General features: G+C 62.0%; 20 protein-coding genes and 4 pseudogenes. 6 read left to right on the forward strand and 18 right to left on the reverse strand.

Annotated features, from left to right (window positions below; genetic code table 11):
• Nucleotides 1–449: 449 nt before the first annotated feature.
• The 10 genes and pseudogenes from AB3L03_RS28915 to AB3L03_RS28960 form a co-directional block, all read right to left on the reverse strand.
• Nucleotides 450–1,370 carry a ribokinase gene (locus AB3L03_RS28915; protein WP_368507418.1) on the reverse strand — a complete coding sequence of 307 codons (921 nt, stop codon included), beginning with the start codon at nucleotides 1,368–1,370 and terminating at the stop codon, nucleotides 450–452.
• Between the two features lie 13 nt (nucleotides 1,371–1,383).
• Nucleotides 1,384–1,830, reverse strand: coding sequence for a ribose 5-phosphate isomerase B (gene rpiB, locus AB3L03_RS28920; RefSeq protein ID WP_368507419.1), 447 nt, complete (start codon nucleotides 1,828–1,830; stop codon nucleotides 1,384–1,386).
• Nucleotides 1,831–1,896: 66 nt separating this feature from the next.
• Nucleotides 1,897–2,691, reverse strand: a complete 795-nt coding sequence (locus tag AB3L03_RS28925; RefSeq protein ID WP_368507420.1) for a transporter substrate-binding domain-containing protein — start codon at nucleotides 2,689–2,691, stop codon at nucleotides 1,897–1,899.
• A gap of 16 nt (nucleotides 2,692–2,707) precedes the next feature.
• Complete coding sequence (locus AB3L03_RS28930) at nucleotides 2,708–3,466, reverse strand: amino acid ABC transporter ATP-binding protein (protein ID WP_368507421.1); 759 nt, start codon at nucleotides 3,464–3,466, stop codon at nucleotides 2,708–2,710.
• A 2-nt stretch (nucleotides 3,467–3,468) separates the two neighbouring features.
• Nucleotides 3,469–4,137 (reverse strand): amino acid ABC transporter permease, encoded by a 669-nt coding sequence (locus tag AB3L03_RS28935; RefSeq protein ID WP_354211472.1) that lies wholly within the window; start codon nucleotides 4,135–4,137, stop codon nucleotides 3,469–3,471.
• 7 nt (nucleotides 4,138–4,144) lie between these two features.
• The gene (locus tag AB3L03_RS28940) at nucleotides 4,145–4,828 is read right to left on the reverse strand and encodes an amino acid ABC transporter permease (protein WP_368507422.1); all 684 of its coding nucleotides are present in this window, start codon (nucleotides 4,826–4,828) and stop codon (nucleotides 4,145–4,147) included.
• 10 nt (nucleotides 4,829–4,838) lie between these two features.
• Nucleotides 4,839–5,739 (reverse strand): annotated as a pseudogene (locus AB3L03_RS28945) (NAD(P)-dependent oxidoreductase).
• A 31-nt stretch (nucleotides 5,740–5,770) separates the two neighbouring features.
• On the reverse strand, nucleotides 5,771–6,511 hold the full coding sequence (locus tag AB3L03_RS28950) for a FadR/GntR family transcriptional regulator (protein ID WP_368507423.1): 741 nt from the start codon (nucleotides 6,509–6,511) through the stop codon (nucleotides 5,771–5,773).
• 416 nt (nucleotides 6,512–6,927) lie between these two features.
• Nucleotides 6,928–8,802, reverse strand: coding sequence for an alpha-amylase family glycosyl hydrolase (locus AB3L03_RS28955; RefSeq protein WP_368507424.1), 1,875 nt, complete (start codon nucleotides 8,800–8,802; stop codon nucleotides 6,928–6,930).
• Nucleotides 8,799–11,267 (reverse strand): family 16 glycoside hydrolase, encoded by a 2,469-nt coding sequence (locus AB3L03_RS28960; RefSeq protein WP_368507425.1) that lies wholly within the window; start codon nucleotides 11,265–11,267, stop codon nucleotides 8,799–8,801. The genes AB3L03_RS28955 and AB3L03_RS28960 overlap by 4 nt, the downstream gene beginning before the upstream one ends.
• A 404-nt stretch (nucleotides 11,268–11,671) precedes the next feature.
• Here AB3L03_RS28960 and AB3L03_RS28965 point away from each other — a divergent pair, with 404 nt between their 5' ends.
• Complete coding sequence (locus AB3L03_RS28965) at nucleotides 11,672–11,893, forward strand: hypothetical protein (protein WP_368507426.1); 222 nt, start codon at nucleotides 11,672–11,674, stop codon at nucleotides 11,891–11,893.
• Between the two features lie 53 nt (nucleotides 11,894–11,946).
• Nucleotides 11,947–12,328: pseudogene (locus AB3L03_RS28970) on the forward strand (hypothetical protein).
• A gap of 798 nt (nucleotides 12,329–13,126) precedes the next feature.
• Here AB3L03_RS28970 and AB3L03_RS28975 read toward each other — a convergent pair.
• The 4 genes from AB3L03_RS28975 to AB3L03_RS28990 form a co-directional block, all read right to left on the reverse strand.
• Entirely contained in the window at nucleotides 13,127–13,567 is a 441-nt protein-coding gene (locus AB3L03_RS28975) for a hypothetical protein (protein ID WP_247398534.1), read from the reverse strand.
• 428 nt (nucleotides 13,568–13,995) lie between these two features.
• On the reverse strand, nucleotides 13,996–14,418 hold the full coding sequence (locus AB3L03_RS28980) for a hypothetical protein (protein WP_368507427.1): 423 nt from the start codon (nucleotides 14,416–14,418) through the stop codon (nucleotides 13,996–13,998).
• Between the two features lie 16 nt (nucleotides 14,419–14,434).
• Nucleotides 14,435–14,635 (reverse strand): hypothetical protein, encoded by a 201-nt coding sequence (locus AB3L03_RS28985; protein WP_368507428.1) that lies wholly within the window; start codon nucleotides 14,633–14,635, stop codon nucleotides 14,435–14,437.
• Nucleotides 14,636–14,792: 157 nt separating this feature from the next.
• Complete coding sequence (locus tag AB3L03_RS28990) at nucleotides 14,793–16,220, reverse strand: MATE family efflux transporter (protein ID WP_368507429.1); 1,428 nt, start codon at nucleotides 16,218–16,220, stop codon at nucleotides 14,793–14,795.
• Between the two features lie 129 nt (nucleotides 16,221–16,349).
• Between AB3L03_RS28990 and AB3L03_RS28995 the strand changes: the two genes are divergently transcribed.
• A complete protein-coding gene (locus AB3L03_RS28995) occupies nucleotides 16,350–17,216 on the forward strand; it encodes a LysR substrate-binding domain-containing protein (protein WP_368509088.1) in 867 nt (288 codons plus the stop codon).
• Nucleotides 17,217–17,538: 322 nt separating this feature from the next.
• Here the strand turns inward: AB3L03_RS28995 and AB3L03_RS29000 are convergent, their stop codons facing one another.
• Nucleotides 17,539–18,393 carry a hypothetical protein gene (locus tag AB3L03_RS29000; protein WP_368507430.1) on the reverse strand — a complete coding sequence of 285 codons (855 nt, stop codon included), beginning with the start codon at nucleotides 18,391–18,393 and terminating at the stop codon, nucleotides 17,539–17,541.
• Between the two features lie 350 nt (nucleotides 18,394–18,743).
• Entirely contained in the window at nucleotides 18,744–20,270 is a 1,527-nt protein-coding gene (locus AB3L03_RS29005) for a DUF6538 domain-containing protein (protein WP_368507431.1), read from the reverse strand.
• Between the two features lie 427 nt (nucleotides 20,271–20,697).
• On the opposite strand from AB3L03_RS29005, the pseudogene AB3L03_RS29010 reads away from it, so the two are divergent.
• Nucleotides 20,698–21,014: pseudogene (locus AB3L03_RS29010) on the forward strand (integrase); the annotation flags it as partial.
• Nucleotides 21,015–21,216: 202 nt separating this feature from the next.
• Here the strand turns inward: AB3L03_RS29010 and AB3L03_RS29015 are convergent.
• Entirely contained in the window at nucleotides 21,217–22,056 is an 840-nt protein-coding gene (locus tag AB3L03_RS29015; protein ID WP_368507432.1) for a DUF1194 domain-containing protein, read from the reverse strand.
• 589 nt (nucleotides 22,057–22,645) lie between these two features.
• On the opposite strand from AB3L03_RS29015, the pseudogene AB3L03_RS29020 reads away from it, so the two are divergent.
• Nucleotides 22,646–22,914 (forward strand): annotated as a pseudogene (locus AB3L03_RS29020) (hypothetical protein).
• 347 nt (nucleotides 22,915–23,261) lie between these two features.
• The gene (locus tag AB3L03_RS29025) at nucleotides 23,262–23,531 is read left to right on the forward strand and encodes a TetR/AcrR family transcriptional regulator C-terminal domain-containing protein (RefSeq protein ID WP_368507433.1); all 270 of its coding nucleotides are present in this window, start codon (nucleotides 23,262–23,264) and stop codon (nucleotides 23,529–23,531) included.
• A gap of 172 nt (nucleotides 23,532–23,703) precedes the next feature.
• Here AB3L03_RS29025 and AB3L03_RS29030 read toward each other — a convergent pair whose 3' ends face one another.
• Nucleotides 23,704–24,246 (reverse strand): cytochrome b, encoded by a 543-nt coding sequence (locus AB3L03_RS29030; protein ID WP_368507434.1) that lies wholly within the window; start codon nucleotides 24,244–24,246, stop codon nucleotides 23,704–23,706.
• Nucleotides 24,247–24,547 lie beyond the last annotated feature (301 nt).

Below are 24,547 nucleotides of genomic sequence, written 5' to 3' on the forward strand. Positions count from 1 at the left end.
GGCCTAGCGAAAGGATTGGCTGTAGCCACGATCTCGACCACCACATCAGCAAGCCGTCGCCGGATCAGATCGCGTCAAAGGCAACGTCCAAGCCGGCGCGTTCGTCCGGCAACGCTATCGAGCCGTCGCCAGCCTCCCTCCTCAATCTGCACCAAATCCACCTGATCCCATCCGAGCTATTCTCGTCCCTGATTGAAGCTGGCTCCGAGAGTGCGGCGGGGGCTGGGCGAGAACATCTGCTGGTCTGGACCGCGAACGAATGCCGTCGGGACGATCATTTAGCTCGGACCCATGGCGATATCGAGCTGACCGAAATCTGGACGCCGTGTGTTCTCAACGGCCCCTTGTTCAGAACGGCTTCAAACGACAGGTGCTCTCGTCGGCGAAGGCGATCCCCCGCAAGCCAAGAATCCTGCTGCCAGCCATCGTGCATGAACGATCTCTGATGGTCAGGCGATCGACTTTACCGCACCTCTGACCGGCATTCCGTCCTGCGCGCCCTCTTTAAGGCAATTTAATGCGGCAGCCTCGCATCCAATTTCCAAAGACTTTTGCAACGGCACTATCTCACTTACCATAGACGCGAAGGCGCCGACGAAGGCATCGCCGGCCCCGGTTGTGTCGATGGGGGTGATGCAGGGAGCAGGCGCGCGGAGACGCTTGCCATCGGCGGTGAAGGCGAGTGCGCCCAGCGCGCCAGCGGTTACGATGCAGTTGAGGTCACCGGCCCTGGCAAGTTCGGCGGCTGCGGCGTCGTAATCCGGCGACGGGGCGAAGCCGATGGCCCTGGCTGCATCCAGAGCCTCATGCTCGTTGACGAGGAGATAATCGGTCACCGAGAGAAGCTCGACCACCATCTCGCGGGTCATCAACTCCGGCACGGGTGCGAGATTCCAGATGACAGTACCGGACACGGATTTCGTCTTGCGTGCGGCCGCCAGCGCTTCTGCGAAAGGCACTTCCATTTGAAGCACCAGGATTGTGTCACGGCCGAATAGCGCGATGGGGAGGTCATCGGCGCTCGCGGTCATGTTGGCGCCGCTTGCCACCGTGATTGCATTTTCACCGGTCTGATCGACCGTGATGAAGGCACAGCCGGTCGGCTGGTCCGATCTGACGACGAGATCCGTGTCGACGCCGTTTGCTCGGAGATTCTCTACCGCTCTGTCGCCGAATCCGTCGCGTCCGATACGGCCCGCGATTCGGACGCGTCCCGACCCGGCAATGCGCGCGGCAGCCACGGCCTGATTGGCGCCCTTGCCGCCGAAATGGGTTCGATAGGAGGGCGCGAGCACGGTGCGGCCGGGGCCCGGAATGACCGGGACATGGGCGACCAGATCGATGTTAAGCGATCCGAACACTAGGATCATGGCGGAGAAACCGTCAGCCTTGCTCGTCCAAGACTCGCAGCTTCTCCACGCGGCGGCGGAAATCCTCGTCGGTGGAGAACTCGGCCGAGAGATAGGACGAGACGAGATCGACGGCCAGCCACGCGCCGACGATCTGCGCGCCGATGCACATGACGTTGACGTCGTCATGCTCAACGCTCTGATGGGCTGAATGGATGTCGTGGCAGACCGCGGCGCGAATGCCCTTCATCTTGTTGGCGGCGATCGAGGCGCCGACGCCGGTGCCGCAGACCATGATGCCACGCGTGGCTTCGCCCGAGGTCACCTTCTGAGCCACGGCGCGGGCGATGTCGGGGAAATCCACCGGCTTGTCGTCATAGGAGCCGACGTCGACGACGTCATGCCCGAGGCTGCGGATGTGGTCGATGACGGTTTGCTTGAGCGGCCAGCCGGCGTGGTCGGATCCGATGACGAGACGCATGTGATGCCCTTCTTGATTTTGCATGGGCGTGGCAGCCGCGCGCGGCTGCCACGATTGTTTCCGGTCTTAGCTACGCATATCCGGCGGCAGCTCGACGCCGTGGAATTTCTTGTAGATCGCGTTGAGCTTGCCGTTCTTGACGTTCTCGGTGATCCAGGTGTTGAGCTTGTCCATCAGGCGCGGCTCACCCTTCTTCAGTCCGATGGCGAGGTCGAAGGTCGCCAGCGGAATCCGGGACTCGAACACGCGCGAGGGGTTCTTCACGCCGATCTGGTTGATGATGGTCGCCGACGAGGCGACGCAGTCGACCTGACCGGACACAGCCGCCGTGACCATGGTGGCGTCGTCATCGTAACGGGAGATCTTGAGGTCCTTGTCCTTCATGTTGGACAGGGTCGTGTCCTGCGTGGTGCCGCGCGAGACGCCGATCGACTTGTCCTTGAGGTCAGGCCAGTCCTTGACCGTCGATGATTTCAGGCAGCCGACGTCGGATTGCAGCGTCGCATAACGCTTGGTGAAATCGATCACCTTGGCGCGATCCGGCGTCACCGAGAGCGTCGAAATGATGACGTCGGCCTTGCCGGTCAGGACGTTCGGGATACGGGTTGCCCCGGTGGTCTGGATGAACTCGAGCTCGAGCCCCCAGTCCTTGGCGAGCAGCTGCGCGACTTCGACGTCGGAGCCGGTCGGCTTCATGCTCGAGTCCATCATGCCCGAAGGCGGGATGGCGAGGTCGGTCGAGATGCGGATCTTCTTGGCCTGCGTGATATCGTCGAGTAAGTCGGCCGATGCCGGCGTCGCCGCCATCATGACGAGGCCACACAGCGCGGCGGCAGCACCCAGCAATGTCTTGTTGGTCATTCCTAGTTCCTCCCTATTATGTTTTTAAGTTGCCCGTGCCCACGAATTGCGTGAGTTCGGGGGTCGTCGGCGACGTCAGGATCGAGGCAGGTCCGGTTTCGTGAACCTTGCCGCGATGCATGAAGACGATCCGGTCGGCGATGCCTTTGGCAAAGCCCATCTCGTGGGTGACCATCACCATGGTCATGCCATCAGCCGCCAGCTGCTCGATCACCTTCAGCACTTCGCCGGTGAGCTCCGGATCGAGCGCGGACGTGACCTCGTCGAACAGCATCACTTTCGGCTGCATGGCGAGCGAGCGGGCGATGGCGGCGCGCTGCTGCTGGCCGCCGGAAAGCTGCTCCGGGTAGGCGTGAAGCTTCTCCTCGAGCCCGACCTGCGCCAGCACTTTTCGCGCAAGGTCTTTGGCCTGCGACGCTGTCATGCCCTTGACGGCACAGGGCGCCAGCGTGATGTTCTGCTCGATCGTGAGATGCGGAAACAAATTGTAGCTCTGGAACACGATGCCGACGTCCTGGCGCAGCGCGCGCAGGTCGACGTCGGGACGGTCAACCCGATGTCCGCAGACGACGATCTCGCCGCCGTCGACCTTCTCGAAGCGGTCGATGCAGCGCAGCGCCGTGCTCTTGCCGGAGCCGGAGCGGCCGATCAGCGCCAGCACCTCGCCGCGCTCGACGGCAAAACTGACACCATCGAGCACCCGCAGCGAGCCAAAGCTCTTCTGCACGTCGCGGAGCAACACAATCGGTTCGGAGGCGGAGGCGTTCTGCTGCATGTTCAGGCCGGTGCAAGGTGAAACTTGCCACGCCCCATGCGACGTTCCAGCTTCTGGCTGAACAACGACAGGGGATAGCACATGGTGAAATAGGCGACGGCGATGATGGCGTAGATGACGAACGGCTCGAAAAGCGAGTTGTTGACGATCTGGCCCGAGCGCATCAGCTCAACAAAGCCGACGACGGAAGCGAGGGAGGTGTTCTTGATGATCTGCACCATGAAGCCGACGGTAGGCGGCGTCGCGATGCGGATCGCCTGCGGCAGGATCACCTTCATCATGCGCTGGGTCCGGCTCAGTGCCAGGCCTTCGGCAGCCTCCCATTGCGGCTTCGGCACGGACTGGATGCAGCCACGCCAGATCTCGCCGAGATAAGCGGCGACATAGAGTGTCAGCGAGGCGCCGGCGGCCGTGAGCGAGGAGACCTTGAGGCCGATTGCGGCGAGGCCGAAATAGCCCAGGAAGAGGATGACCAGCAGCGGTGTGCCCTGGATGAGCTGGACATAGACGCCGCTGGCGATCCGCACCGATTTGAGCGGCGAGATGCGTGCCAGCGCAATCACAAAGCCCACGATGCTGCCGCCGATCAGCGCGATCACGGATAGACCAATGGTCCACAGCGCGCCCTGGCCGAGGAACATCAAATGGTTAATGTTGAGATGTCCGCCCATGGTCATCTCACAACGGTGTGCCGAGCCGGCGACGGCGCGGGAACAGCACGAGGCCGAGGCCCCAGAAGCCCGCGCGCATCACCAGCGACAGGATAATGTAGAGCACGGCGACGATGATGTAGGTCTCGAACGCGCGATAGGTGTCCGACTGAATGTAGTTGGCGACGGCGGTGAGCTCTTCGGCGGAGATCTGCGAGCAGACCGAGGAGGCCAGCATCAACAGCACGAACTGGCTGGTCAGCGCTGGATAGACCTTTTCGATCGCCGGCAGCAGGATGATGTGCCAGTAGATCTGGAGGCGTGACAGCGCCAGTCCTTCGGCGGCCTCGATTTGTCCGCGTGGAACCGCCTCGAAGCCGGCGCGCATGATCTCGGCGGTGTAGGCGCCGACATTGATGGTCAGCGCGGCCACCGCCACGGTAAAGGCCGAGAGTTTCAGTCCCAGGCTGGCGAGGCCGAAATAGACCAGGAAGATCTGCACCAGCAGGGGCGTGTTGCGGATCGATTCGACGTAGACCTTGCAGGTGCCGGCGATCAGCGCGCTGTGCGAGCCGCGGCCGACGGCTGCAAGCGTGCCGAACAGGGCGCCGAGCACGGTCGCAAAAACCGCCAACTCCAGCGTCAGCGCGGCGCCGGCGAGAAAGCTCGGCCAACGCTCCAGCACTGCGGGGAAGTCGAGTTGGAGGCTCATTGTGTCAGGTTCAGCCGGTGGTCTGGTTGGTCATGCGGTCATAGACGCGGAAAAGCGCCTGGTTGCCATTGTTGCCTTCGCCATGCGCGCGCGCGTCCACATATTGGCTGGTGACGAGCGCCGTGCCCGGCAGCGGCACGCTCAGCGCCTGCGCGTGCTCCTGCACCAGGCGGAGGTCCTTCAGCTGGAGATCGATCCGGAAGCCGGCGGAGACATCACCGGCGATCATCGCGGGGCCGAGCTTGTCGAGCATCCAGGAGGCGGCGGAGCCTCCGAGCAGCACTCGGCGCAGCAAATTGAGATCGAGGCCCGAAGCGCGCCCGAGCGCGAGCGCCTCGCAGATGGCCTGGATGTTGATGCCGCAGATCAGCTGATTGCAGAGTTTGACGGTCTGCCCGGCGCCGGACGCGCCGACATGCGTGATGGTGGTGCCCATCGCGCGGAAGAACGGCTCGGCCTGCGCGAAGGCGTTCGCATCACCGCCGGCCATGATCGAGAGTGCGGCGTTCTTGGCGCCCAACGGCCCACCCGAGACCGGCGCGTCGATGAAGCTGACGCCAATTTTTTTGCAGGTCGGCATGGATGCGGCGGACCGCGACCGGCGAGATCGTGCTCATGTCGACGATCAGCTTGCCGGGGGGCGGCGACTTCAGCAGCCCATGCTCGCTGTAAACAGTCGCCTCGACATGGGGCGTGTCGGGCAGCATGGTGATGACGATGTCGGCGCCTTGCGCAGCATCGGCCGGGTTCTTGGCCCGGGTCGCGCCTTCCTGGACGATATCGGCTAAGGCGGCCTCGTTGAGGTCGAACGCGTGCACCGCGTGCCCCGCCTTCAGAAGGTTGCGCACCATCTCCAGGCCCATCGTACCGACTCCGATGAAGCCGACGCTGCCCTTGTCGTTCCGTCCCATGCTATTCGTCCGTTTCTAGGTTAGTCCGCGATCAGCGCGAGGCGCTGGTCTTGTCGATGTCGCCGACGACGGCCCTCCTGCGGTATTCGTCGCCAATGGCAAAATGCTTGCGCAGTGTCGCATCCGCTCGCTCAGGGTCGCGCGCGATGATCGCGTCGAATATGCGCCGGTGGTCGTCGATGAGGTACGTCTTCATCGACGGGAAGGCCTGCACCAGCTTGCGGCGGCTGCGATGCGAATGCGTCAACAGACCCGCCAGCGACCCGTGCAGGACGGTCAGCGTCTCCGAATGCGAGGCCACGACGATTGCGCGATGGAATTCGAAGTCGGCCATGCCGCCGGCATCGGACTCGTCGATGGTGTCCCCAATTTTCGCCAGTGCACGCTGCAGCCGTTCGAAATCGGCAATGTTGGCGCGCTCGCAGGCGAGGCGGATCGCCTGGCATTCGATCGCGACGCGCGCCTGCATGACGTCGTCAAGCATGTCTGCCTGGTGGGCAAGGGCGAAGGTGAAGAAGTCGTTCAGTACCGAGACGTCCGGCCGGGCCACCACAGTGCCGATGCGGTCGCGGATCTCAACGATGCCGAGCACCGTAAGGGCACGCAGCGCCTCGCGGACGATCGGCCGGCTAACGCCAAGCAGGGTGGCGAGCTCGCGTTCCGAGACCAGGCGGTCGCCCGGCCTGAGCGAGCCCGCGAGCAGGCGTTCGCGCAGGAAGGCAAACACCTTCTCAAACCCTTTTTCGGCTTCGACCGCGCGCTTAAGCTCCATCCCGATCTCGCTGGTCTGATCTTGGTCAGACCAGTATGACGACAAGCTGACCTCGTCAACTCTTTTGATGTGGGGCTATCCGTGGATTCCGGTTTCAGTGCAAGTCGGTCGAGGTGGGGCCGTGTAGCGCGCGGCCCCGGAATCAGGCGTGGCTTGGAAACGCGCCTCCTTCCGTTGTGCTGGACGGCTGAGACCGGGCAGCATGCGGAAGGCACCGAACCAAATCCCTTCTTCGGCCGTTTCGAGTCCGACCCACAACTTGTTGGATTGTGGAATGGAGAAAGCCTCCCCCACTTGGCAAGAGGATCGTTTTTTGGAAATTGACAGATCTTCGTGTTGTCCAGATCCTCGACAAACCTCGGGAGGGCTCTTGATCGAGCGGTGTGTTGGCGATGTCTTCAGGATAGTCCCCGCGCCTACGTCAGCGTCCAGATCCGTCCATAATGCGGCGGGATATTTAGATCTACTTGCTGAAGCGAAGGCACGTTCCTCAGGTCGAGAGCGCCGCCATGCAGCTCTTCGACGTAATCCCCGGCCATCGGAAACCAGAACGGGACGGTCCGGTCAGTCTCTCCAAAATTCACGGCGATCAAGGTGTAGCGACCACGGTCGTAGCGGGCGAAAAGAAGCACTCCGAACTGCTGATATCGGTGCCAGTCATTGAAGAAGAAATACGTGCCCTGACGAATGTGGTCGCGGTGCCGCCGGATCCGCAGCAGCTTACGCACCAGGCTTAGGGTGGGCCGTCCTGAATCATCGTAGAAGAAATCCCAGCGCATGGGCCGCAGCAGCGAGACGCGGCCCATTCCGAAATCGGGCAGAAAGTAGTTTTCGGCGAATTCCTCGCCTTGCCAAAGCATCGGAATTCCTTTGCTCATCAGCAGGCCGATCAAATAGGGCTGCAGCATGTACCAGCGTGCCCGGTCTCCCTCGGCGAACAGCGGATTGCCGGCTTCGTCGGGGTTGGAGGTGCCGAAATTGCACAGAAAGCGCTCGTGATCGTGATTCTCGATGTACTGGAGCGCGGTCTTGGGGATGTCGTCGCCGTTGACGGTCTCCCGGTCGGGGTAGCCGAAGAGGCCAAGCTGCAGGCCGAGGTCGGCGAGCCGGCCGCGATCCCCCTGGGCTACCGCGCGTGCCGCGCCATAGGTGCCGTTCTGCCACGTGCAGTTGGAATAGGTCGAGCGCAGCACGTCCTCCGGAGCTTCGAGCTGTTCGGCCATCTGCACGAGAGTCAGCGGCCTGCCGGCCGCTCCGTCGAAGCGGCTCCAGTACGGGCGACCTGCCGCGATGTTCGCCTTGGTCAGCTGGTGCGTCTCATAGACCAGGCTCGCATAGCCCACGCCCATCGGCCCGTCCCAATAGTTCGGGACGCAGTCGTAACGGAAGCCGTCGACGTGATAGACCTCCAACCAATGGTGATTTGCCGTGTAAAAGAAGTCCCGCGTGATCGCCCGATTGAAATCCGTGCTCTTGCCGAAGTTGCTGAAGTAGTCCTTGGCAAACGGCCCCATGAACGGATTATCGCGGTACCGCAGCCGCGTGTAGGCGTCGTAGTACGGGAAATCCACGCCCGTATGGCCATAGACGACGTCCACGATCACCGCGATCCCGTGCTGGTGGCAGATGTCGACTAGCTGCTGGAAATCCGACCGCTTGCCGAAACGCTCGTCGACGCCGAAATAGCCGATCGGCAGATAGCCCCAATCGACCGAGTTGCCGACGTTGGACAGCGGCATGATCTCGATGACGTTGATCCCGAGGTCGGCGAGGTAGGCGACCAGCCCGCGAGCGCGGTCGAGGTCGTTGCCAAACTCGGCGATGTTCACCTCATACAGGATCAGGTCTGCCGGCGCGGGCGTTCGCCATTGCGCCTCGCCGGCACTCCAGAGGTAGGGCTGGTAGCCCAGAGTGAAGGCGGATTGCCTGCCGACACCAAACTCGCGCGCAAATGGGTCGACGATCCAGTCGAGCGTTCCGACGTTCGGGTTGGTGATGGTGTAGCGATAGACATAGCGACCCGGACTGCCCCAGGGCGAGCCCGGCACCGCGGGCGGCGTCCCGGCGACGGGGACCGTGACCGACCAGAAGTCGCCATATGGAGCACGAACGCTGTGCGCCAGCCGAAACTCCCGGGCCGGCATCTCCTGCAGGAACTGGTCCGCCTCATGGATGATCTTCACGGTGACGACGTTGCCGTCAGCCGCCGACACCCAGGGCATCCAGAGTCCGAACGTCACCGCGCCGTTGCTTTCCACGGCGCCCAAGGATCCGAGTGGCATCAGGTTCATGCCACGAGACCCTCCAACGACTTCCACTGAATGTTGCGAAAGAGCACGCGACCCGTATGAGTTTGCAGGCCGATGAAGCGCGGGTCCTGAGCGGTGGACGGCAGCCCGCGGCGCGGGGACTGCGGATCGCCCGCGAAATGGAAAATGTTCACCGTCTGCTCGTTCAGCGCGACGGTGATGTCGGCACCATCGACGGTGATCTCATAGCTGTTCCATTCTCCCACCGGATGGACCGTCAGCGGACCGTCGGTCGGCCCCTTGAAGGAGTAGACCGCACCCGTCCTGTGGATGGGCGCATTGTCCGGCCGGGCCAGTTCGTCGATCTGAATCTCGAAGCCGAAGTTGACGCCGACATAGGCCGTGTTGTCGTAGCCCTCGTTCCGGGGGTCCGGGAAGCCGATGAAGACGCCCGAATTGTCGTCCGGCGCCGTCGTCATCCATTGCAGCCGCAAAACATAGCGAGGCGGCGTCCGGCGCTTCAGCCAGAGCAGCCCCAGATCGGTCCCCGTTCGTGCCTCGAGAACCCCGCGCCGGACCCGGAACGAGCCAGGGTCGTCCCGGCCGGGCTGGTTGCTGATCATCGACATTGTCCAGTCCCCGAGAGAGGTGCCATCGAACAGCGTCTCGAAACCCGCCTCGGCCGCGAAGGCAGGAGGCGTCATGATCAGGTCGCCGGTGCGGCGCGAGAGCGCTATCCCGGTCAGCATCGGGTTGGGCGAACCGATGCTCGGGAAGAGCGCCGGGCCGGCCGCATACAGGTTCTCGGTGTGATGGAAGCGTCCGTTGCCGTCCGTGACGCTCGTGGTCGGATCGGTGCCCATCCAAAGTGTCCCGGCTTCATGATGGGTCGTCCCGAGCCCGTCCTGGTTGCTCTGGAGCACCTGCATGGGCTGACCGTTGGCCAAGACGGCGGCGACCTTTTGCATCGCCGCATCCATGACGGCCCAGAGATCCTGATCGCGCTGCGTCGGTGTCAGCGCAACCGATGCACGACGAACGCCGTATTCGTCTGTCCGCGAGCTCAGATCGACGCGGCCTGGATGAGCGGCGGGATTGGCCGGATCGGCGGGCTCCATCTCTCCGAGCCCTCTGATTGCAATTGCGACATGCGTGTCGGTCGAGGTCTTCAGCTGATCGAAAAAGCCGACGTCGGGCACCTTGCGGTAGAGCTCGTCCTCGGCGCCGCTGGTGTTGCCGCCGCCGCTCGCGGAGATCTGAAGGTGGAAGTGGCCGATCAGATCACCATTCGGGCGCGTTGCCCGTCCCTTCACGAACAGGGCCGCAGTCTGCAGCTCGTTCACCGCCGGCGAAAGCCCGGAAATCGCCGACCGCGGCACGCGGATGACAAGGTTCGAGCGAAGGTGCGCAATCAGATTCTTGCCGATGAGCGACAGGGTCGGAAGTCCGGTGGCATCGAACGATGCGAGAGCCAGCCGCGCGTTCTCGATCGTGCCGAGCGCGATGACAACGGCACCACCGGGTGCCAGATCTATCGGACCTCGACTGGTGTCGATGCCTGAGATGCGCCAGGTCCCTGCCGCGGTGGGGACGCTGCGCAGCGTCAGCACATGCGTGTCGGGCAGCACCATGAATTCCTTGACCGAATCATTGCCGTTGGAGTCGCTCGCCGCAGTCCGAGCCGCCTTCATCAGCAGCGGAACGACGCTGAACTTGTTCAGCGGGAAGAACCCCGCGTGTGGCGGGCGCGCCTGCACAGCCAGCGGCGCTTCCAGCTTCAGCAGGTTTAGGAGGTCGTTTTGCGAAAGTCCGCCGCTCGACGACAGGCCAAGCAACTGTGCGGGGTCGGCGCCCGACTTCAGCAGCGGAGATGGCGGGAGCGCGTCGAGCGCGAACGCTCCGGGCACGCTCGACAAACTGTCGAAGAGCCGGCGACGCAGCGCATTCTGCAATTCGCCGAAAATGAAGTCGTTCGCCTCGTCGACACCGATCTGGCGAGAACTCTCATCGAAATAGCGGCTGTTCAGATCGACTACGGTGTTTGCGGGCCAACCCAACATCTCCTCGTCCAGCAGACGAGGCGACCAACCGCCCCAATAGAGCGATCTGCCCCCGAGCGTGTACGCTAGTCCTTTGAAGGGAATAGTCGACTTCCATGGAATTCCCCAGACCTCGTTGCGTGGGGGCTCCGGCTGCGGCAGGCTTTCGTTCAAAAGGAACGGATTAGCCGGATCGGCAAACCCTTGGATCCCCGTGTTCTGAACATGCTCAGGGACGGTGAACATCCCGGCATCGACGACCAGCGTCCTCAATCCGCCACCCGTTTGTTTCTGGCGGAACCACAAATGCTCAGCCATCGCAGAACCGAACGTCCCGCCTCCCACGATGATGAAATCGAACGGACGCCCGCCTGCGGATTTCCAGGCATCAACTTCCGCGAGATTGTTGCAGAGATAGCGGCCTTGAATGTCTTTGGTGAACGAGGTCGTTTCCGTAGTGATTGGCATTGCCCGTCTCCTGGTGCAATCCTCGGACTCGCCTGAGTGTTAAGACACGGCTTCCTTCAACCTTAAATGAGCTAATTCACAGATTGCTCTTCTTTCACTGCCGAGGCCCGGTGCGACGACGGCCTCTTAGGCCGCCAAGTTCCAAATCCTCGCACAAGAGCCCGGAACCTGTTGAGTCAGAAACGCTGAAGCTCCGCCGAATTTCGCGCAAGCTGCTGGATACCGTCCACGCCCCCAGCCCTGCTCCGCTACTACGTCGCGAGCCACCGAACTGGTTGCGGCATTCGGCTTTGCCATCTCGATCACCTTGAAGGATGCGGACCAACTTTCGACCAATGGCCATATCCGGTGACGCTGTGGCGGGCTGATGCTGTTCGCCGAAGTCCAAAAAGCTGCGCCCCGGCATGCCGATCCAGACCGTGATGGACAGTACCGGCGACAGCCGTCACTTCTTCGACTCGGACGATGCACGAGAATTAGCCAAGGCGGAGCAGCGGTTCCGCGAGCTGACGAACGTCGGCTTCACCGCTGCGGTCCGAACCGGTTCAGGTCAGGTGTCGCAGATCCGATCGTTCGACCCCACGGCGGAAGAAACTCTTTTCTTCCCCCGGCTGGTCGGCGGCTGAATTGCTGAGCCGTGTGGCTGTTCAGGCCGTCGCGGCCGGATGAACGCTCACGGATGAGGGCTGCAAAGGCGCTGTTCATTAGACACGGCGCCGAGAGCACTCCGGAAGGACGCGCGCTGCTGCTGCTGCGGCATTACCTCTCGCCTGTCCAACGGCGGCAATTCGCGGAGAAGGGTTATTTCGAGGTAATCGGTGGCGACACGGGGCAACTGCTACAGAATCTATGCGGGAGCGGCTGCGAATGTCTGCGAGGTCGGCGAAAACGGCCGTCCAAGGATCGGCTTGTGTTTCCTGCCCGTTGGCGACCTTCCGATTGGAGACGTCATGCTGGCCCAGAAGATCGCGCTCGAAACGTGCGAGGGCAGCGCGCTCGCAGTAGCCCGAAAGTTCACTCCCAGCGGTTTCTTGTTCAGCCGGTCCCGCCCGCTTCGGTAGCGGCGGCGTTGCGTCGCGCGTCGGTGGCGTCGCGTGTTGCCCATCGCCGCTGGCAAACCGCAGCGGTAGGCCTGGAGCGATAGGTAGAGTGGAAGTCCCACTCAGGGGCCGACAGCCGCCTTGACCCAAGCCGGACATTCGATGCCAAACACTGGCGTTCCGCACATCTCTGCCAGGAGGTGGTTGCAACAAACATATCTCAGATCCGCATCGAGGAAGAGGATGGCCAAGCTCACCGGCGCGAGGTGAAATACCTCTGGCTCAGTCGCGGCCTTGTTGTTGGTGACCTGGTGTGACGCATGAACCCCATGGCCCTACCGCGACGTCACAGAGGCCCCAAAGATACAATGTAGGCACACACTGCTCCAGAACCTCACGCATCGCGAGAAGTCCCTTACAGAGGGGCGCGGGAACTACCTCGGGGGCCGAGAAGGCAGCATTCGCAGGATGACCGATCGGCTGCCGGTTCAAGGCCGAGCAGATGACCTCGATCGCGGTAGTCTAGTGCTCCAATCGGCACGCAGGCGACGATCCGGCGCTCGGAGAAGGAGCTGTCGAGCTCGGCTCGAATTGGATGCGCGTTCCACAACTGATCACGAAGGGAGCTGCGAGATCAGCGGTTCTCATGGAAGCATCTACATTGACCCCCTTAGAGCCGCGAGGCACGGCCACTCCAGCGGAGCCAAGGCTGGGGTGAGAACGGCATGCGTAACATCCTCAAGGGACCTCGCAACTGACCATGACGCAACCCGACACCGGAGCGGCGACCGTTACGTGAGAACAGCGCGTCCGTTCAACTCACTCGCGGTAACGACAAAATTCGTCGCCGTTTTCATATTCAAAGCAGATTTTGACGCGGCGCCGCGGCCGATCCTCATCGCGGAATCGCGAGCGACGGTCCATATCTTCATCATCGCGCTGCGTCCGCCAATTGCCGCCCGTGGTGCGATGGTCCATATCTTCCATCATACGTCCCATATGCTGCTGACGCATGCGGTCCATACCCGTGCGATCCTCATCGCGCTGTGTTGTCCAGTCACGCTTAACGCGGGTATCTTCAGCGGCCTTACGCTCCCTCTCGCGCGCCTGATCGGACTGCTGCGGCGTACGGTCCGGCTGAACAGGAGTCGTCTGGGTCTCGTTCGAGCCGGGTGCAGTCTCGGGTTGTTGAGCAAGGGCGAAGCCGGAGACTAGGAAAGAGGAGAGGAACAGAACGGTCGCTGAAGCTGACTTACGCATGTCATATCCTCGTGGCAATTCTCCTCAACCGAGCGAGCGACGGATTGTTTCTGCTAAGGCCGCACTTTTTTAAGATGCGGTGCAAGGTGGCAAGGCGGCAAGGAAGCAAGGAAGCAAGGAAGCAAGGAAGCAAGGAAGCAAGGAAGCAAGGAAGCAAGGAAGCAAGGAAGCAAGGAAGCAAGGAAGCAAGGAAGCGTCCGCTCAGCACAAGGCCGGCGGAAGGAGCCGCTCTCCGCCGATATTGCAGCGCGGAGCTAAACGCTTCCGGTTTGAAACGACAGTTGCTCTCGTGGGCGGAAACGGGCCCTCCATTCAAATGCGGGGTGCTGGGCGTGGTCAGGGCCGCCGGAGCGGTAGCGGCTGGCGATACCGCGCGGGTTCGGGTCCCGTCCTCCTCTTTTCGCGCGTTGCCGGCGCTGTAGGACACTTCAGGAGGCGCTCGCCCTCGCTCGTTCGCGCGCCTCGCGCCGCCGTTCGCGACGTTCGCGGCGCCGCTTGGCACGGTCAGCGGGTTGCCGCAGCGGAGCAACCTGCGTCGCAGCGACTATCGGCGCCGGAGCCTCCTCGACCAAAGACGCCTGGATCGGTTCGGTCGCAGCGGGGCGGGCTTCCATGAACTCGAGCACTGCCCGTCCTTTTGCCGTGATCTTCCACCCGCCACCGATCCGTTCGACCAGCCGGTGCGAAAAGATGTCGAGATCGGGCACCCGCGCGGCCAGGCGTTTGGTCCGGTCCGCCCAGTCGCGACCGCTGGTCGCCAGGATCGCCATGTCGCGCTTGAGGTCCTCCATCACGGCGAAGCCGTCCGGATAGCTCACCAGGATCTTGAGGACCGTCACCTGGAAATTCACGCCCCCTCCGGATCAATCAGCGCCACATCGTGGGTGCACGGGACAGCGCGTCGTGGCCGACCCGCCTTAGCCCATCGGGCGAAACCTCGCCTCTGGTGGCGGCCTCCAGGATTTTCGAAGCGACGTGAGTCCGTGCTCCAATCTCGCGGTGCGAAACGCTTTCGCAGACGTCGTCCAGGACCGCGCGCAAAAGCGCGGTTGTCTCCGTATCAAACATGAGGCGCCCCAGAGGGAAAGGGGTAGCGTAGCCCGGTTTTGCCGGCTGGGGATTCAGGCATGTTAAGCTTCCGGGAAAAATGCAGTCGAAGGTATGAGGGAGCCAAGAGTGTCGGGGGCGAGTGTGATTGCGGCTCCGGTCGGTTCTTGCCGGCGGACTATCTGGTTCTCTTGCTGGAGATATCATCGGCTTCGAAGCCAACGCGCTGCATCAGACTAGAAAGCGGTATCAACCCGAACGCCATCATCCCAGCAGAGACTGCGAAAAAGTTCAGGTCGAGACTCGCATTCCAGCGTAGCAGCAGATAACCGCCCGCAGCAGCGATCAGCGCGCGGGTCAGAGCTCCGAGCAGCGAAGGCGCGAGCCGCCGGGTGGCTTGGCCTACACAGTACAGCACAAAGCCGAGACCGAAGAACCCAAAGAAGGGGCCGACATCGTGCAGGTACTGCACGCCCGCCTGGATGGTCCCGGGGTCGTCGTTGAAAAGGCCGATCCATTGGCGCGCTAACAGCGCGCCGACGAGTCCTATTGTGGCGGTCACCGCAGCGCCTATAACCGCGCCCGTCCAGGCGGCGCGCCGCGCACGCTCGATCAGTCCGGCGCCAAGGCTGGCGCTGACTACCATGCCGACCGGGCCGCCCACACCGTAGGAGATCGGCACAAGCAGGAACTCTAGACGTGAGGCTGAGCCATACCCTGCCAAAGCAGCGATACCATGGGAGCCGACGTAAGCGGTCACAAGCGTCAGCGTTACATTGGTGCTCGCCGCGATGATGGCAGAGACGCCGCCGATCTTGAGGATCGTCAAGGCAGGCGCGAGCGCCAGGCGCGGTGGGGTTGGCGAAGGCCGCAACAAGCCCATATGGCCCCACAGGTAGATTGCGTAGGCAAGTGTTCCGAGAGCGTAGTTGATCAACAGTGCGACGCCGCCGCCGATTGGGCCAAGCGCGGGAATGCCGAAGCCGCCGAAAATCAGAAGCGGTGATAGCGGCACCAGCAGCGTTGCGCCTGAGCACACTACAATGACCGGCACTCGCAAGTTTCCGGTGCCGCGCACCGCCGCCATCAGCAAGTTGAATGTCCAGATCAGCGTCGCTCCGCCAAAGACCACCGTCGAATATTGCAGGGAGATCTGTAGCGAAGCGCCATGCCCGCCCATCGCACGATAGATCAAGGGCCCCAGCCCATACATGAATGCGGTGGTTGCCAATCCAAGCGGCAGCGCCAACCCGATCGCGTACCAAGGGTAGGAGCTTGCCTCGGCGAATTCGCCGCGTCCTAGCGCCCGCGCCACCGAAGTGACGATACCACCGCCTGTCGCACCCTGGGAGATCGCTACGGTAAGCGCGAGCAGCGGGAAGACCAGCGTCACTCCGGCGAGAGCGTCGAGCCCGAGCTTTGCGATGAAGTAAACCTCGAGAAGTCCCATCAGCACCTGGACGAGCATCACGGTCGAATTCGGGACCGCCAAGCGGAGGATCGTCAAGGCGACCGGATGGCCTAGCAGCGCGTCAAGTCGGTCATCGCGCAGCGCCATGCGCGCCGTGTGCGGCTTTGAATCGGCGATATTCGCGGGTCCGTTCACGATCACTTCCTCTCGTTGCGGAGAGCGACATGACCACGGCCGCCGAACGCGGCCCAACCATATGAATTGACACGCTCTGTTAGCAAAACTAACAATCTAAAAATGGTCCGTTTACCGCCACTCGAAGCCATGCGCGTGTTTGAAGTCGCCGCTCGTCATGGCAGCTATTCCAGAGCGGCTGAAGAACTTCACATCACTCATGGAGCGGTAAGCCAAAGGATTCGGCAGATCGAAGAGCGGGTCGGGATCAAGCTTTTCGAGCGAATGGGGCACCGAATGGTACCCACGCCGGACGGGCGACGTCTCTATGATCGAGTTGCGCGCTCGTTAGCCGAACTAACCGGGGCACTCACTTCGCTGAGATCTTCCCCCATGGATGCCGAAGTCACGGTGAGCTTGCTACCGGTGATGGCGGCCCGCTGGCTGTTGCCGCGCTTGCCCCGATTCAACGAGCATTACCCCCACATCCACGTCAACGTGAAGTCGGATCGGCAACTCGCCAATTTCAAGTCGGACAAGGTCGATATCGCGTTACGTCTCGGCACCGGAACCTGGAAGGGGCTTCACGCCATCCGGCTGATGGACGAGGAGATCTTCCCGGTCTGCAGCCCGCGCTACAACGGAGGGCAGTTCACGCGAGACCCGTCGGCATTCGTGAATGAGCGGTTGTTAATCGATCCGAACGTCCCCTGGTCGACCTGGTTCAAATCGCTCGGAGTGCAGATCGACCGGAAGATCGTCGGCAACTCCTTCGCCGATGCGAATCTGCTGATGGAGGCGGCGATCGACGGGCAAGGAATTGCGCTCGCGCGCCGCTCGGTCACTCGCGCCGATCTGCTCAACGGCAAATTGGTCCGGTTGTCCGACCATAACTGCCGCCTGCCATTATCGCACTTCCTCGTTCATCCGCCGTTGCTAGAGAGCAATGCGCCGGCGATGGCGTTCCGTGATTGGATGCTGGCGGAGGCCATGGAAGGCTTGGGCTTGCAGCACTAGGTCCGCATTCGCCTCCAAATCGGCCGAGATTGACGGCCGAATCGGCCGAACAGGTGGTACACACCGGTGGTCACAAAACTCGGCCGGGCTTTTTAGGAATCCTTGTTTTCCGCGGATTTTCGCGCATTGGGGGCATCGGGGAGAGATTCCCACTCTCTCCGCCGCCCGAAGCTGTGACACTAGGAGAGGCGTTCCGACCAAACGTGCCCATGCCTTGGTGGATAGCCACCTGCTAGATCGCGAGCAGACGTCATGGGGTCGTAGACCTCCGGAGCGTCGCAAACGAGCGCCATCGCGGACCACGTGAACAGCCGGAGGCTGCTCAGAACCCGAAGCCGGGCGTTGGTGTATCGGCAAAATATCGTCCGAGGGCGGCCTGATATGAGCCCTGAAAAGCAGGATTGGTAGCCGCGTCGATGACCTGATCGACCACCGCCTCCTCGATGGCATGACTGGCTTCGGGTGGGATGACGCAGGTACGACTTGCGCAGCAATTAGTGTGCTCGTCCTGCAGCATCATGCGCACCGTACGACCGTGTTCCGCGGTTTCACGAGGCAGCAGATATTTCGTTCCAGCCTCCTGGAGCCCAATATGGAATGGGGTCTCGAACAAGAGGCATTTGCCGTCGGCCTGCCGGAGGATGCGCCACGTCAGGATCATTGCGTTTTCTTCCCGCGCGATCGCCACCTGCACCCGGCCTGTCTTGAAGATTTCGATCTCCTTGAGGGTGGGCCTCGTCAATTCGCACACCGTCATCAAGCTCTGCGGCGCAATGTGCCCTCCAATCAGGATCGCGGACGCTGCGCCTGAAGGGATGACAAGACCGGTCGGTTTACCAACTTTGAACTGGCCGTCTGCTACGCCAAAGATCTGAGCGGAGTACCGGATGCGGGCCCTCAGCTCCTCCACAGAAGAGCGAGCCGGGCCCTCGTCGCCCTCCGGGCCCGAGCTGCCGACGACCACACCGAACCCAGGAAGAGCTTCGCCCTTGCCGAGCGCGAAGTACGCGTCGAAGCGACCCAGCGCGTCCTCGTTGACGTACAAGATATCTCCATTGCGAAACCGGGTGACATCCTGGATGCAGCCATGGACGACGTCCTGAATCCCCTTCAAGGTCTTCGGAATGTCCTTTTCGAAGATATCGCGCCGGTATGGATCGACAACTAGAACTCTCATTTGAGACTCAATTTATTGTAACGTCCCGCGCAGCGACCTTTGGATCGCTGCGAATATCCGGTCCGTCTCCACTTATGCTGTCGCTTCGAACGTCTATCTCCCAGCGCAGCAAGCTCCAACAGTCATCTGATCCGATTCTTTTTGCCGACGTCGCCTTCCGGCCTTTTCAGCCTTCCGCCGACCTGCGCGCTCGCCCCCGCCGAAGCGTCGCGCTATCGTGGGTCGCTCGCCAAGCATGGCTTCGTCGCTAGTCCGTCAAGCGGCCGTGCGCCGGGCGGCCCGGTCGTCCTTGTCCGCGGCGATCTGCTGCGGTGAGCGCCGCGTGCGCTTGAGAGGCGCCGACGGCCGGTTCAAGGCGGGCACTTTGAATCTCGGGAAGAGGGCCATGCGAGCACCGGCACCTTCCGTTTGCCGTACCGCGCCCCGGTGCCGCTCTTGCTTTCGTGGCCGCACATGTAGTCGCACAACTCCGGCTTCATGTTCGTGCCGCGCACGATCTCGCGCCAGAGGTGGCGCCAGCCGTGGTTGGGTTGCACGTCGGTGATTTTGAGCGTATCGCGCACCCATTCTCCCAGCCGCTCGGCGACCTTGTGCCATTGGGGATTGGCTCCCTTTCCTCCGCGAGCGCGGACGGGATCGTAGAACAGCGGCTTGCCGAGCTTGCGGCGTGCTTCGACGTAGACAATGAACTTCTGGTCGAGCAGATGCTTGTGCACCGGCACGCGGCGCAGCCGCTTTCCCTTCGTGATCTCGGGTCTCAGCACGAAGCACCAATGACCGAGAATCTGCTGGACGTCGGACGGCAAAAGCGAGGTGATTTCGTTGACGCGGGCGCCGGTGTAGGCGCAGATCCAGGGGACCCAACGCCTAGCCGCCCTCGTCTCGGCGGAGATCAGGTGCGACGGCGTCGCGACGGTCGCAGACAGGATCTTCAGCGCCTGCTCCGGATCGAAGCCCCGCTCGTCGTCCTCTTTCCATGCCTTGACGCCCTCGACCTTGATCCCCGCGAACGGATTGATCTCGAGCCGCAGCGCGTTGAGCATGTGGGTGGCAATCGACCGTGGAGCGGCGAGCCAGACGTCGCGCACGGCCTTCGGAGCGATACCCTGGCCGATCATGTAGTCGCGCCAGCGCACCGCGTCCTGCGGCGTCACCCGCGCGAGGTCCCGATGCTTGATCCATTTTATGAAGCGTTCGATGACCGGACGCCATCGCTTGGCCGTCGGTCCGTCGAGTCCTCCCTTGATCCGCGGCTGACCGCAGTAGAGCTCGAACGCCTCCATGATATCGATCTTCGGCTTCGATCTGGTCTTGGGTAGCTCAACGAGCTTCTTGTTCTCGCTGTAGTCGCCCTTGGAGGCCCTCGCGACATCTTTGTATCCCTCGCGCCTGGCCTCCAGCAGCAGCGGCTTGAACTTGGCGATCAAGGCGTCGCTTGGCGGGTGGCCACCCTCCCGCGTCAGCACCTCGCGCGCCCATTGGTCGAGAGCTTCCTCTTCGTCCGGACCGTCGGGGTCCGCCGCGAGCGCATGCCAGCGCAGCGCGCCGAAGCCGCTGCCGGGTTCGGCGCTGTGGGCGTCGCGGATTCGGATGTGGGTCTCGCGCTGGATGGCGTAGAGATCCTGGTGGGTCAACCCCACCGCCGAAGCCTTGGAATCCCGCTTCGCCTCCAGCGCCAGATCCGCCCACTCCCGCTCGAGTTTGATGGACTCGGCGACGATCCGCTCGTTCGCGGTGCGGCGATCTTTAGTCTTCAAGGACCGCCACACCTCGGTCTTCCCGACCAGGGCGCGGTACCGGACGGGCACCTTTTTCCGGATCCAGTAGACGTTCTGTTCCTTGCCGTTGGCCTTCTTGGGCCTGATCGGGGTCGGCATCCTGGTCGTTCCCATTGGTGGAGACCCTCGGTGTAGAACCGACGGCTCAAGGAACGCCCAAAAACACAGATAAACTTGTATCTACCGGGCCTTTTCGCACGCGCGGGAGAGAGCCCCTCCCTCTCCGCCATATTAAAACGGCTTCGAGAAAGCCCCGTAAAATAAGGATTACTGCACGCCAGAAGGCCCTGGTGTAGCCCCGGGGTGTAGCCCCACGGCACCCCTTATTTGGCATGCGGAGGTCCCGCTGGCAACCTTCGCTCGCCAAACACGGACGACGCTTCATAGTGGGATATCGAACGCACGGCTCGGTCAGGCGAATCTTCCGACATCCAGAAGCGTTCGGTTGAAGCCGGCCGACTGCCTGTTCCGCCGCCACCGAATGTCTGTCGTCGAATAGTTCGAGCGACGGCGCACAGACAATTTCGGCACATACGCCTTCCTCGGGCAGGGCGAGGACAACGCGTTCGGCAGCTTCCCGAACCATTGGAGGCACGTCTTCGCGGATTCCCCGCTATCCGATATTACCCCCTTCCTGCGTCACAGCTTTGCATGCATCGCCAACGATCTCGGCTTTACCGAGGTGACCATTGCGGCACTGATCGGCCAGACGGTGTTGAATTCAAGCAAACTGTCTACGCATCGGATCGCGACTCACGAAAAGCCGCCCTGGCCCGCTTCCTCAAGAGGGCTTCGGGCGATGACCCAGGGAAGGCCGAAGCGGAGCGCCGTCTGGCGGCTTAGGCCTACGCCGGACCTGTCGCCTAGCCTCAGCAGCAGCGACAAACTCCCCGAAGGCTGACGGGACGGTCATGATTCCGGCATTCGCGACAATCCAGCGACGGGATGTCAAAAACGAAATCGGCTGCATCGCAGCCTGATTTCATAAAGGGGAGCATTGAAGCCGGGCCAACGCATGAGCCACGATGGGTTGACCATATCCTTCTCATCGCCCCCAACGGTCCTGCCATATTTTCTCGCCGATCAGACAAGACACCCGCGGTTCCTTCTCCGCAACCGGGACGGTTCGATGGTTCGGGGTCTTGCCCGCGACCTCAAGTATGAGTTTGGCCCGGATCGCCTCTTTGAACTTGTCGCGGTCCTTGATCGACACCACGAACGAGCCCGGGCCCCCGATCACGCAGTCTTCGTAGTACCAATCGAGGTTGTCGATATCCATGGTGGAATAGGACGGCTCCTTCACCATGATCGGCAGGCCGTTGATGACGATACCCTTCGCCAGCGCGGCGTCCCGCGGGCCGGCGACCGGCTCGCCGTTGTTGTTCGGCCCGTCGCCGGAAATATCGATGACGCGTCTCAAACCCCGAAAGGGATTTTCGTCGAATAGCGGCATCGCGAAATTGATCGCGCCGGAGATCGACGTGCGCGAGCCTCGGCGAACCGGCGTTTTCATGATCTCATTGGCGACTGCATCCGCCGATTCCGGGCCGTCGATCACCCGCCAGGGAATGATGATCTTCTGGTCGCTCGATGCCGACCACTCGAAATAGGTCACTGCTATCTTGCTGTGCGGGCCGGACTCCATCGCCTGAAGAAATTCTTTGGAGACGACCGCCTGGGCATAGCCCTCGCGCTGGACCGCAAGCTCGTCCAGATCCATGGAATAGGATACGTCGACGGCGATGACGAGTTCGACATCGAGGGATGGCGAATCCTTGGTATCCGCAAGTTGAGGGGTGGAGCTTGGTGCAGCGACGCCGGCAACGTCACCGCCGGCCAAAGCCGCTGCGATCAGCACAGACCCGACCGAGATATACCAGCGCATCGGCTGCCCTCCTGTCGATTCAACATGGAGCAATGGTGACACGCAAAGTGCAGGGCGAAAGCGCAAACATGCACCACCCTTCACGTTCCGGATAACCAGATCGGATTGGCGAAGTCTGCTCAAATCGGCTTCTCTTGGCGCGGGACGACCCCGAGCGCGAGGCAGTTGCGGCGATGAAGCTTGCGGCATGGTAGACTAACCCGGCGCGGGGTGCTGCTGAGCAGGCGGCGCTCGCGGCGATGTATCGAGCATGCAGTCTTCATCCCCAGCCTATAGGTCCGGAGGCACCGGTTAGCTCTTCGGAACAGTCTGATCCAAGTCCCACGCGAGCATCTTCGCGAGCGTGCAGAGGCGGGCAGCTTTGTCCTCCAGACCATAAACCCGTCGGTGAGAATGCGTACCGGCGTGCTGCACGCGTCTCTCGCCAAGCTGCCGCAAAGGCGCAGGGCGCTCCGGCAGGATTATCCCACAAGGGCCGGAACACGTGGACAAGAAGCCGACCAGCAATTTTCGAATCCCTGGCCTGTGGTAAAGGCGTGGAACGCGAGGCGCGTCACTAAGGATTCGTTGGGCGCCAGGAGCGAACGCGATGCTGATGTTCAAGGAAAGACTTCCCGCGATTCGGACAAGCGCGGCTGGGCCATCTCGGTGCTGCGTGAGGTCGGCGCCATCCGCGAATGCGAGGAGCACGGCTGGATGCAAGACCGCGCCGACCCGCACGCCTGCGGGCGAGCACTCGAGATTGCACTTCGGGACCCGCCGGCCGGCGTTTCACGGAAAGCGGCCGTCGCCGAAATCGGCGACGTGCTGGACTCGATCGGCGACAGTTGCCCCGAGTGTCCCTCCGAGGTCGAGTAGGCGGTGTACTGATAACCTCGAGCGCCGCCAGTCAAGGCGCTCTTGACATCTGCCCTTACGAGCGGCGCAAAAGGCCACATGGCTCGGAGGTCTAACTCGGCCGGAGATTCACTCCCGGCTGACGACGTCTTGAAGAGCCAGTCCAGCTAGACACTACGGTGATGTACGGTCACCCGCAGCCGAGTGAGTTCGATCCACGCCAGCGCTACGTTGATCCATCTCTGCCGTTCGGCGCCATCGGCTTCGGCGGGGGACGTCGCTTATGACGCTCCCGTACATATAGCATCGACGAGGCGCTGCGGGAGTTCGCCAAACAATATCTCCATTCCTTCATCGATCGAAAGGACGTGGCCTTCGTCCGCATCATCGCCAATGAGAGTGGTCGATTTCCCGCACTCGCCCGCCTGTTCTATGAAAGCGGTCCCGAGGCAACGATTCGGCGGCTCTCTCAATTTCTCGAAGACGCCAGGGCCGCAAAGCTCCTGGAATTTGGCGACTCGACGGAAGCCGCCAAACAATTCCAGAGTCTCGTCCGGGGCGAGCTACCGCTGCTGATTGTGCTGGCCTCAATGATCTTACGGATGAGATCATCGAACAGGAAATCGAGGCAGGGCTGAAGTTCTTTCTGAAGGGCTGTCAGGCTTGTGCCTGAACCGCCAGCGCGGCATGCGCCATTTCCGTTCTCACGTGGACCTAGATGATGCCATTCAGCTGGGTCGACCTGCTTTAGAATTGCGGTCTAGGCGTCCCAAAGTTGACTCAAGGTCCGTCTGGGCTGCACGAGAGCACTCAGGGCTTCATGCGGGTCAGGAGCCGATCTCGGAAGCCGTATTGGTGTACTAGTGCGGCAGCTGCATGCAATGCGGCGACCACCACTGTCGTATTGGCTCCAATTCCATGCCAAGCCTGGATGGCACGAAGAGTCGCCGGATTGTGCGTACCGAACTGCGGGACCGGCCACGTCCCGAAGAGGGTAGCGCCCCTGTAAGATGCATCGAGTGTTCCCAATAGCAACACCAGGGCGAGGAGGAGGTAAAGGCTACCGTGTGTGAGTTTGGCTATGACTTGTTGCAGTCTGCCCCTGACCGGCGGCAGAGTGCGGCCGAATCGCATCCGCCAAACAACTCTTGTGGGCAGCACAACGAGCAGGATAGCTCCGACCACAATATGCACAGACCACATCGCAGCACGATCTGCTCTTGGAAACCAATGGGCAGTCTGCCCAAGAACCCACAGCATCAAAACGAGGGCGACCGTGATCCAATGCAGCCAGATGGTGATCGGATCATAACGAGCGACGTCATCGAACAGATGTTCTTCTGTTGCCGTCATTGGCCTTCTTACCTCGTGATGCGTCTTTGTTGGTCGGCACTCCGCTGCAGCCGCGATCAGAACGTAGGCCGATTAGTGAAACCCCTCGACTGAAAATCGCTGTTCAGACACTAAATCTGAATTCATACTCCGGTCGGTGAGAATGCCATTGGCAGAGTGTAGCGGCCTTCTATGCTTCGGCTCCTGAGCTCATCTCACCTGCTCAAGATGCGGCGCATCGCCCGTTCAACGCGGCAAGCAGGGGCGGCGCTTTGCAACAGCCGCACGATGCCTTGCCTAGTTCTCGGGCGAGCGTTAGCGA

Origin of the sequence: Bradyrhizobium lupini (genome assembly GCF_040939785.1) — a bacterium.
GTDB classification, from domain to species: Bacteria; Pseudomonadota; Alphaproteobacteria; order Rhizobiales; family Xanthobacteraceae; genus Bradyrhizobium; species Bradyrhizobium canariense_D.

What these genes read in the sequence shown, in the direction of transcription:
- AB3L03_RS28915 (WP_368507418.1), bottom strand. Translation starts at nt 1,370, where the DNA reads ATGATCCTAGTGTTCGGATCGCTTAACATCGATCTGGTCGCCCATGTC.
- rpiB (WP_368507419.1), bottom strand. Translation starts at nt 1,830, where the DNA reads ATGCGTCTCGTCATCGGATCCGACCACGCCGGCTGGCCGCTCAAGCAA.
- AB3L03_RS28925 (WP_368507420.1), bottom strand. Translation starts at nt 2,691, where the DNA reads ATGACCAACAAGACATTGCTGGGTGCTGCCGCCGCGCTGTGTGGCCTC.
- AB3L03_RS28930 (WP_368507421.1), bottom strand. Translation starts at nt 3,466, where the DNA reads ATGCAGCAGAACGCCTCCGCCTCCGAACCGATTGTGTTGCTCCGCGAC.
- AB3L03_RS28935 (WP_354211472.1), bottom strand. Translation starts at nt 4,137, where the DNA reads ATGGGCGGACATCTCAACATTAACCATTTGATGTTCCTCGGCCAGGGC.
- AB3L03_RS28940 (WP_368507422.1), bottom strand. Translation starts at nt 4,828, where the DNA reads ATGAGCCTCCAACTCGACTTCCCCGCAGTGCTGGAGCGTTGGCCGAGC.
- AB3L03_RS28950 (WP_368507423.1), bottom strand. Translation starts at nt 6,511, where the DNA reads ATGGAGCTTAAGCGCGCGGTCGAAGCCGAAAAAGGGTTTGAGAAGGTG.
- AB3L03_RS28955 (WP_368507424.1), bottom strand. Translation starts at nt 8,802, where the DNA reads ATGAACCTGATGCCACTCGGATCCTTGGGCGCCGTGGAAAGCAACGGC.
- AB3L03_RS28960 (WP_368507425.1), bottom strand. Translation starts at nt 11,267, where the DNA reads ATGCCAATCACTACGGAAACGACCTCGTTCACCAAAGACATTCAAGGC.
- AB3L03_RS28965 (WP_368507426.1), top strand. Translation starts at nt 11,672, where the DNA reads ATGCCGATCCAGACCGTGATGGACAGTACCGGCGACAGCCGTCACTTC.
- AB3L03_RS28975 (WP_247398534.1), bottom strand. Translation starts at nt 13,567, where the DNA reads ATGCGTAAGTCAGCTTCAGCGACCGTTCTGTTCCTCTCCTCTTTCCTA.
- AB3L03_RS28985 (WP_368507428.1), bottom strand. Translation starts at nt 14,635, where the DNA reads ATGTTTGATACGGAGACAACCGCGCTTTTGCGCGCGGTCCTGGACGAC.
- AB3L03_RS28995 (WP_368509088.1), top strand. Translation starts at nt 16,350, where the DNA reads ATGCGCGTGTTTGAAGTCGCCGCTCGTCATGGCAGCTATTCCAGAGCG.
- AB3L03_RS29000 (WP_368507430.1), bottom strand. Translation starts at nt 18,393, where the DNA reads ATGAGAGTTCTAGTTGTCGATCCATACCGGCGCGATATCTTCGAAAAG.
- AB3L03_RS29005 (WP_368507431.1), bottom strand. Translation starts at nt 20,270, where the DNA reads ATGCCGACCCCGATCAGGCCCAAGAAGGCCAACGGCAAGGAACAGAAC.
- AB3L03_RS29015 (WP_368507432.1), bottom strand. Translation starts at nt 22,056, where the DNA reads ATGCGCTGGTATATCTCGGTCGGGTCTGTGCTGATCGCAGCGGCTTTG.
- AB3L03_RS29030 (WP_368507434.1), bottom strand. Translation starts at nt 24,246, where the DNA reads ATGACGGCAACAGAAGAACATCTGTTCGATGACGTCGCTCGTTATGAT.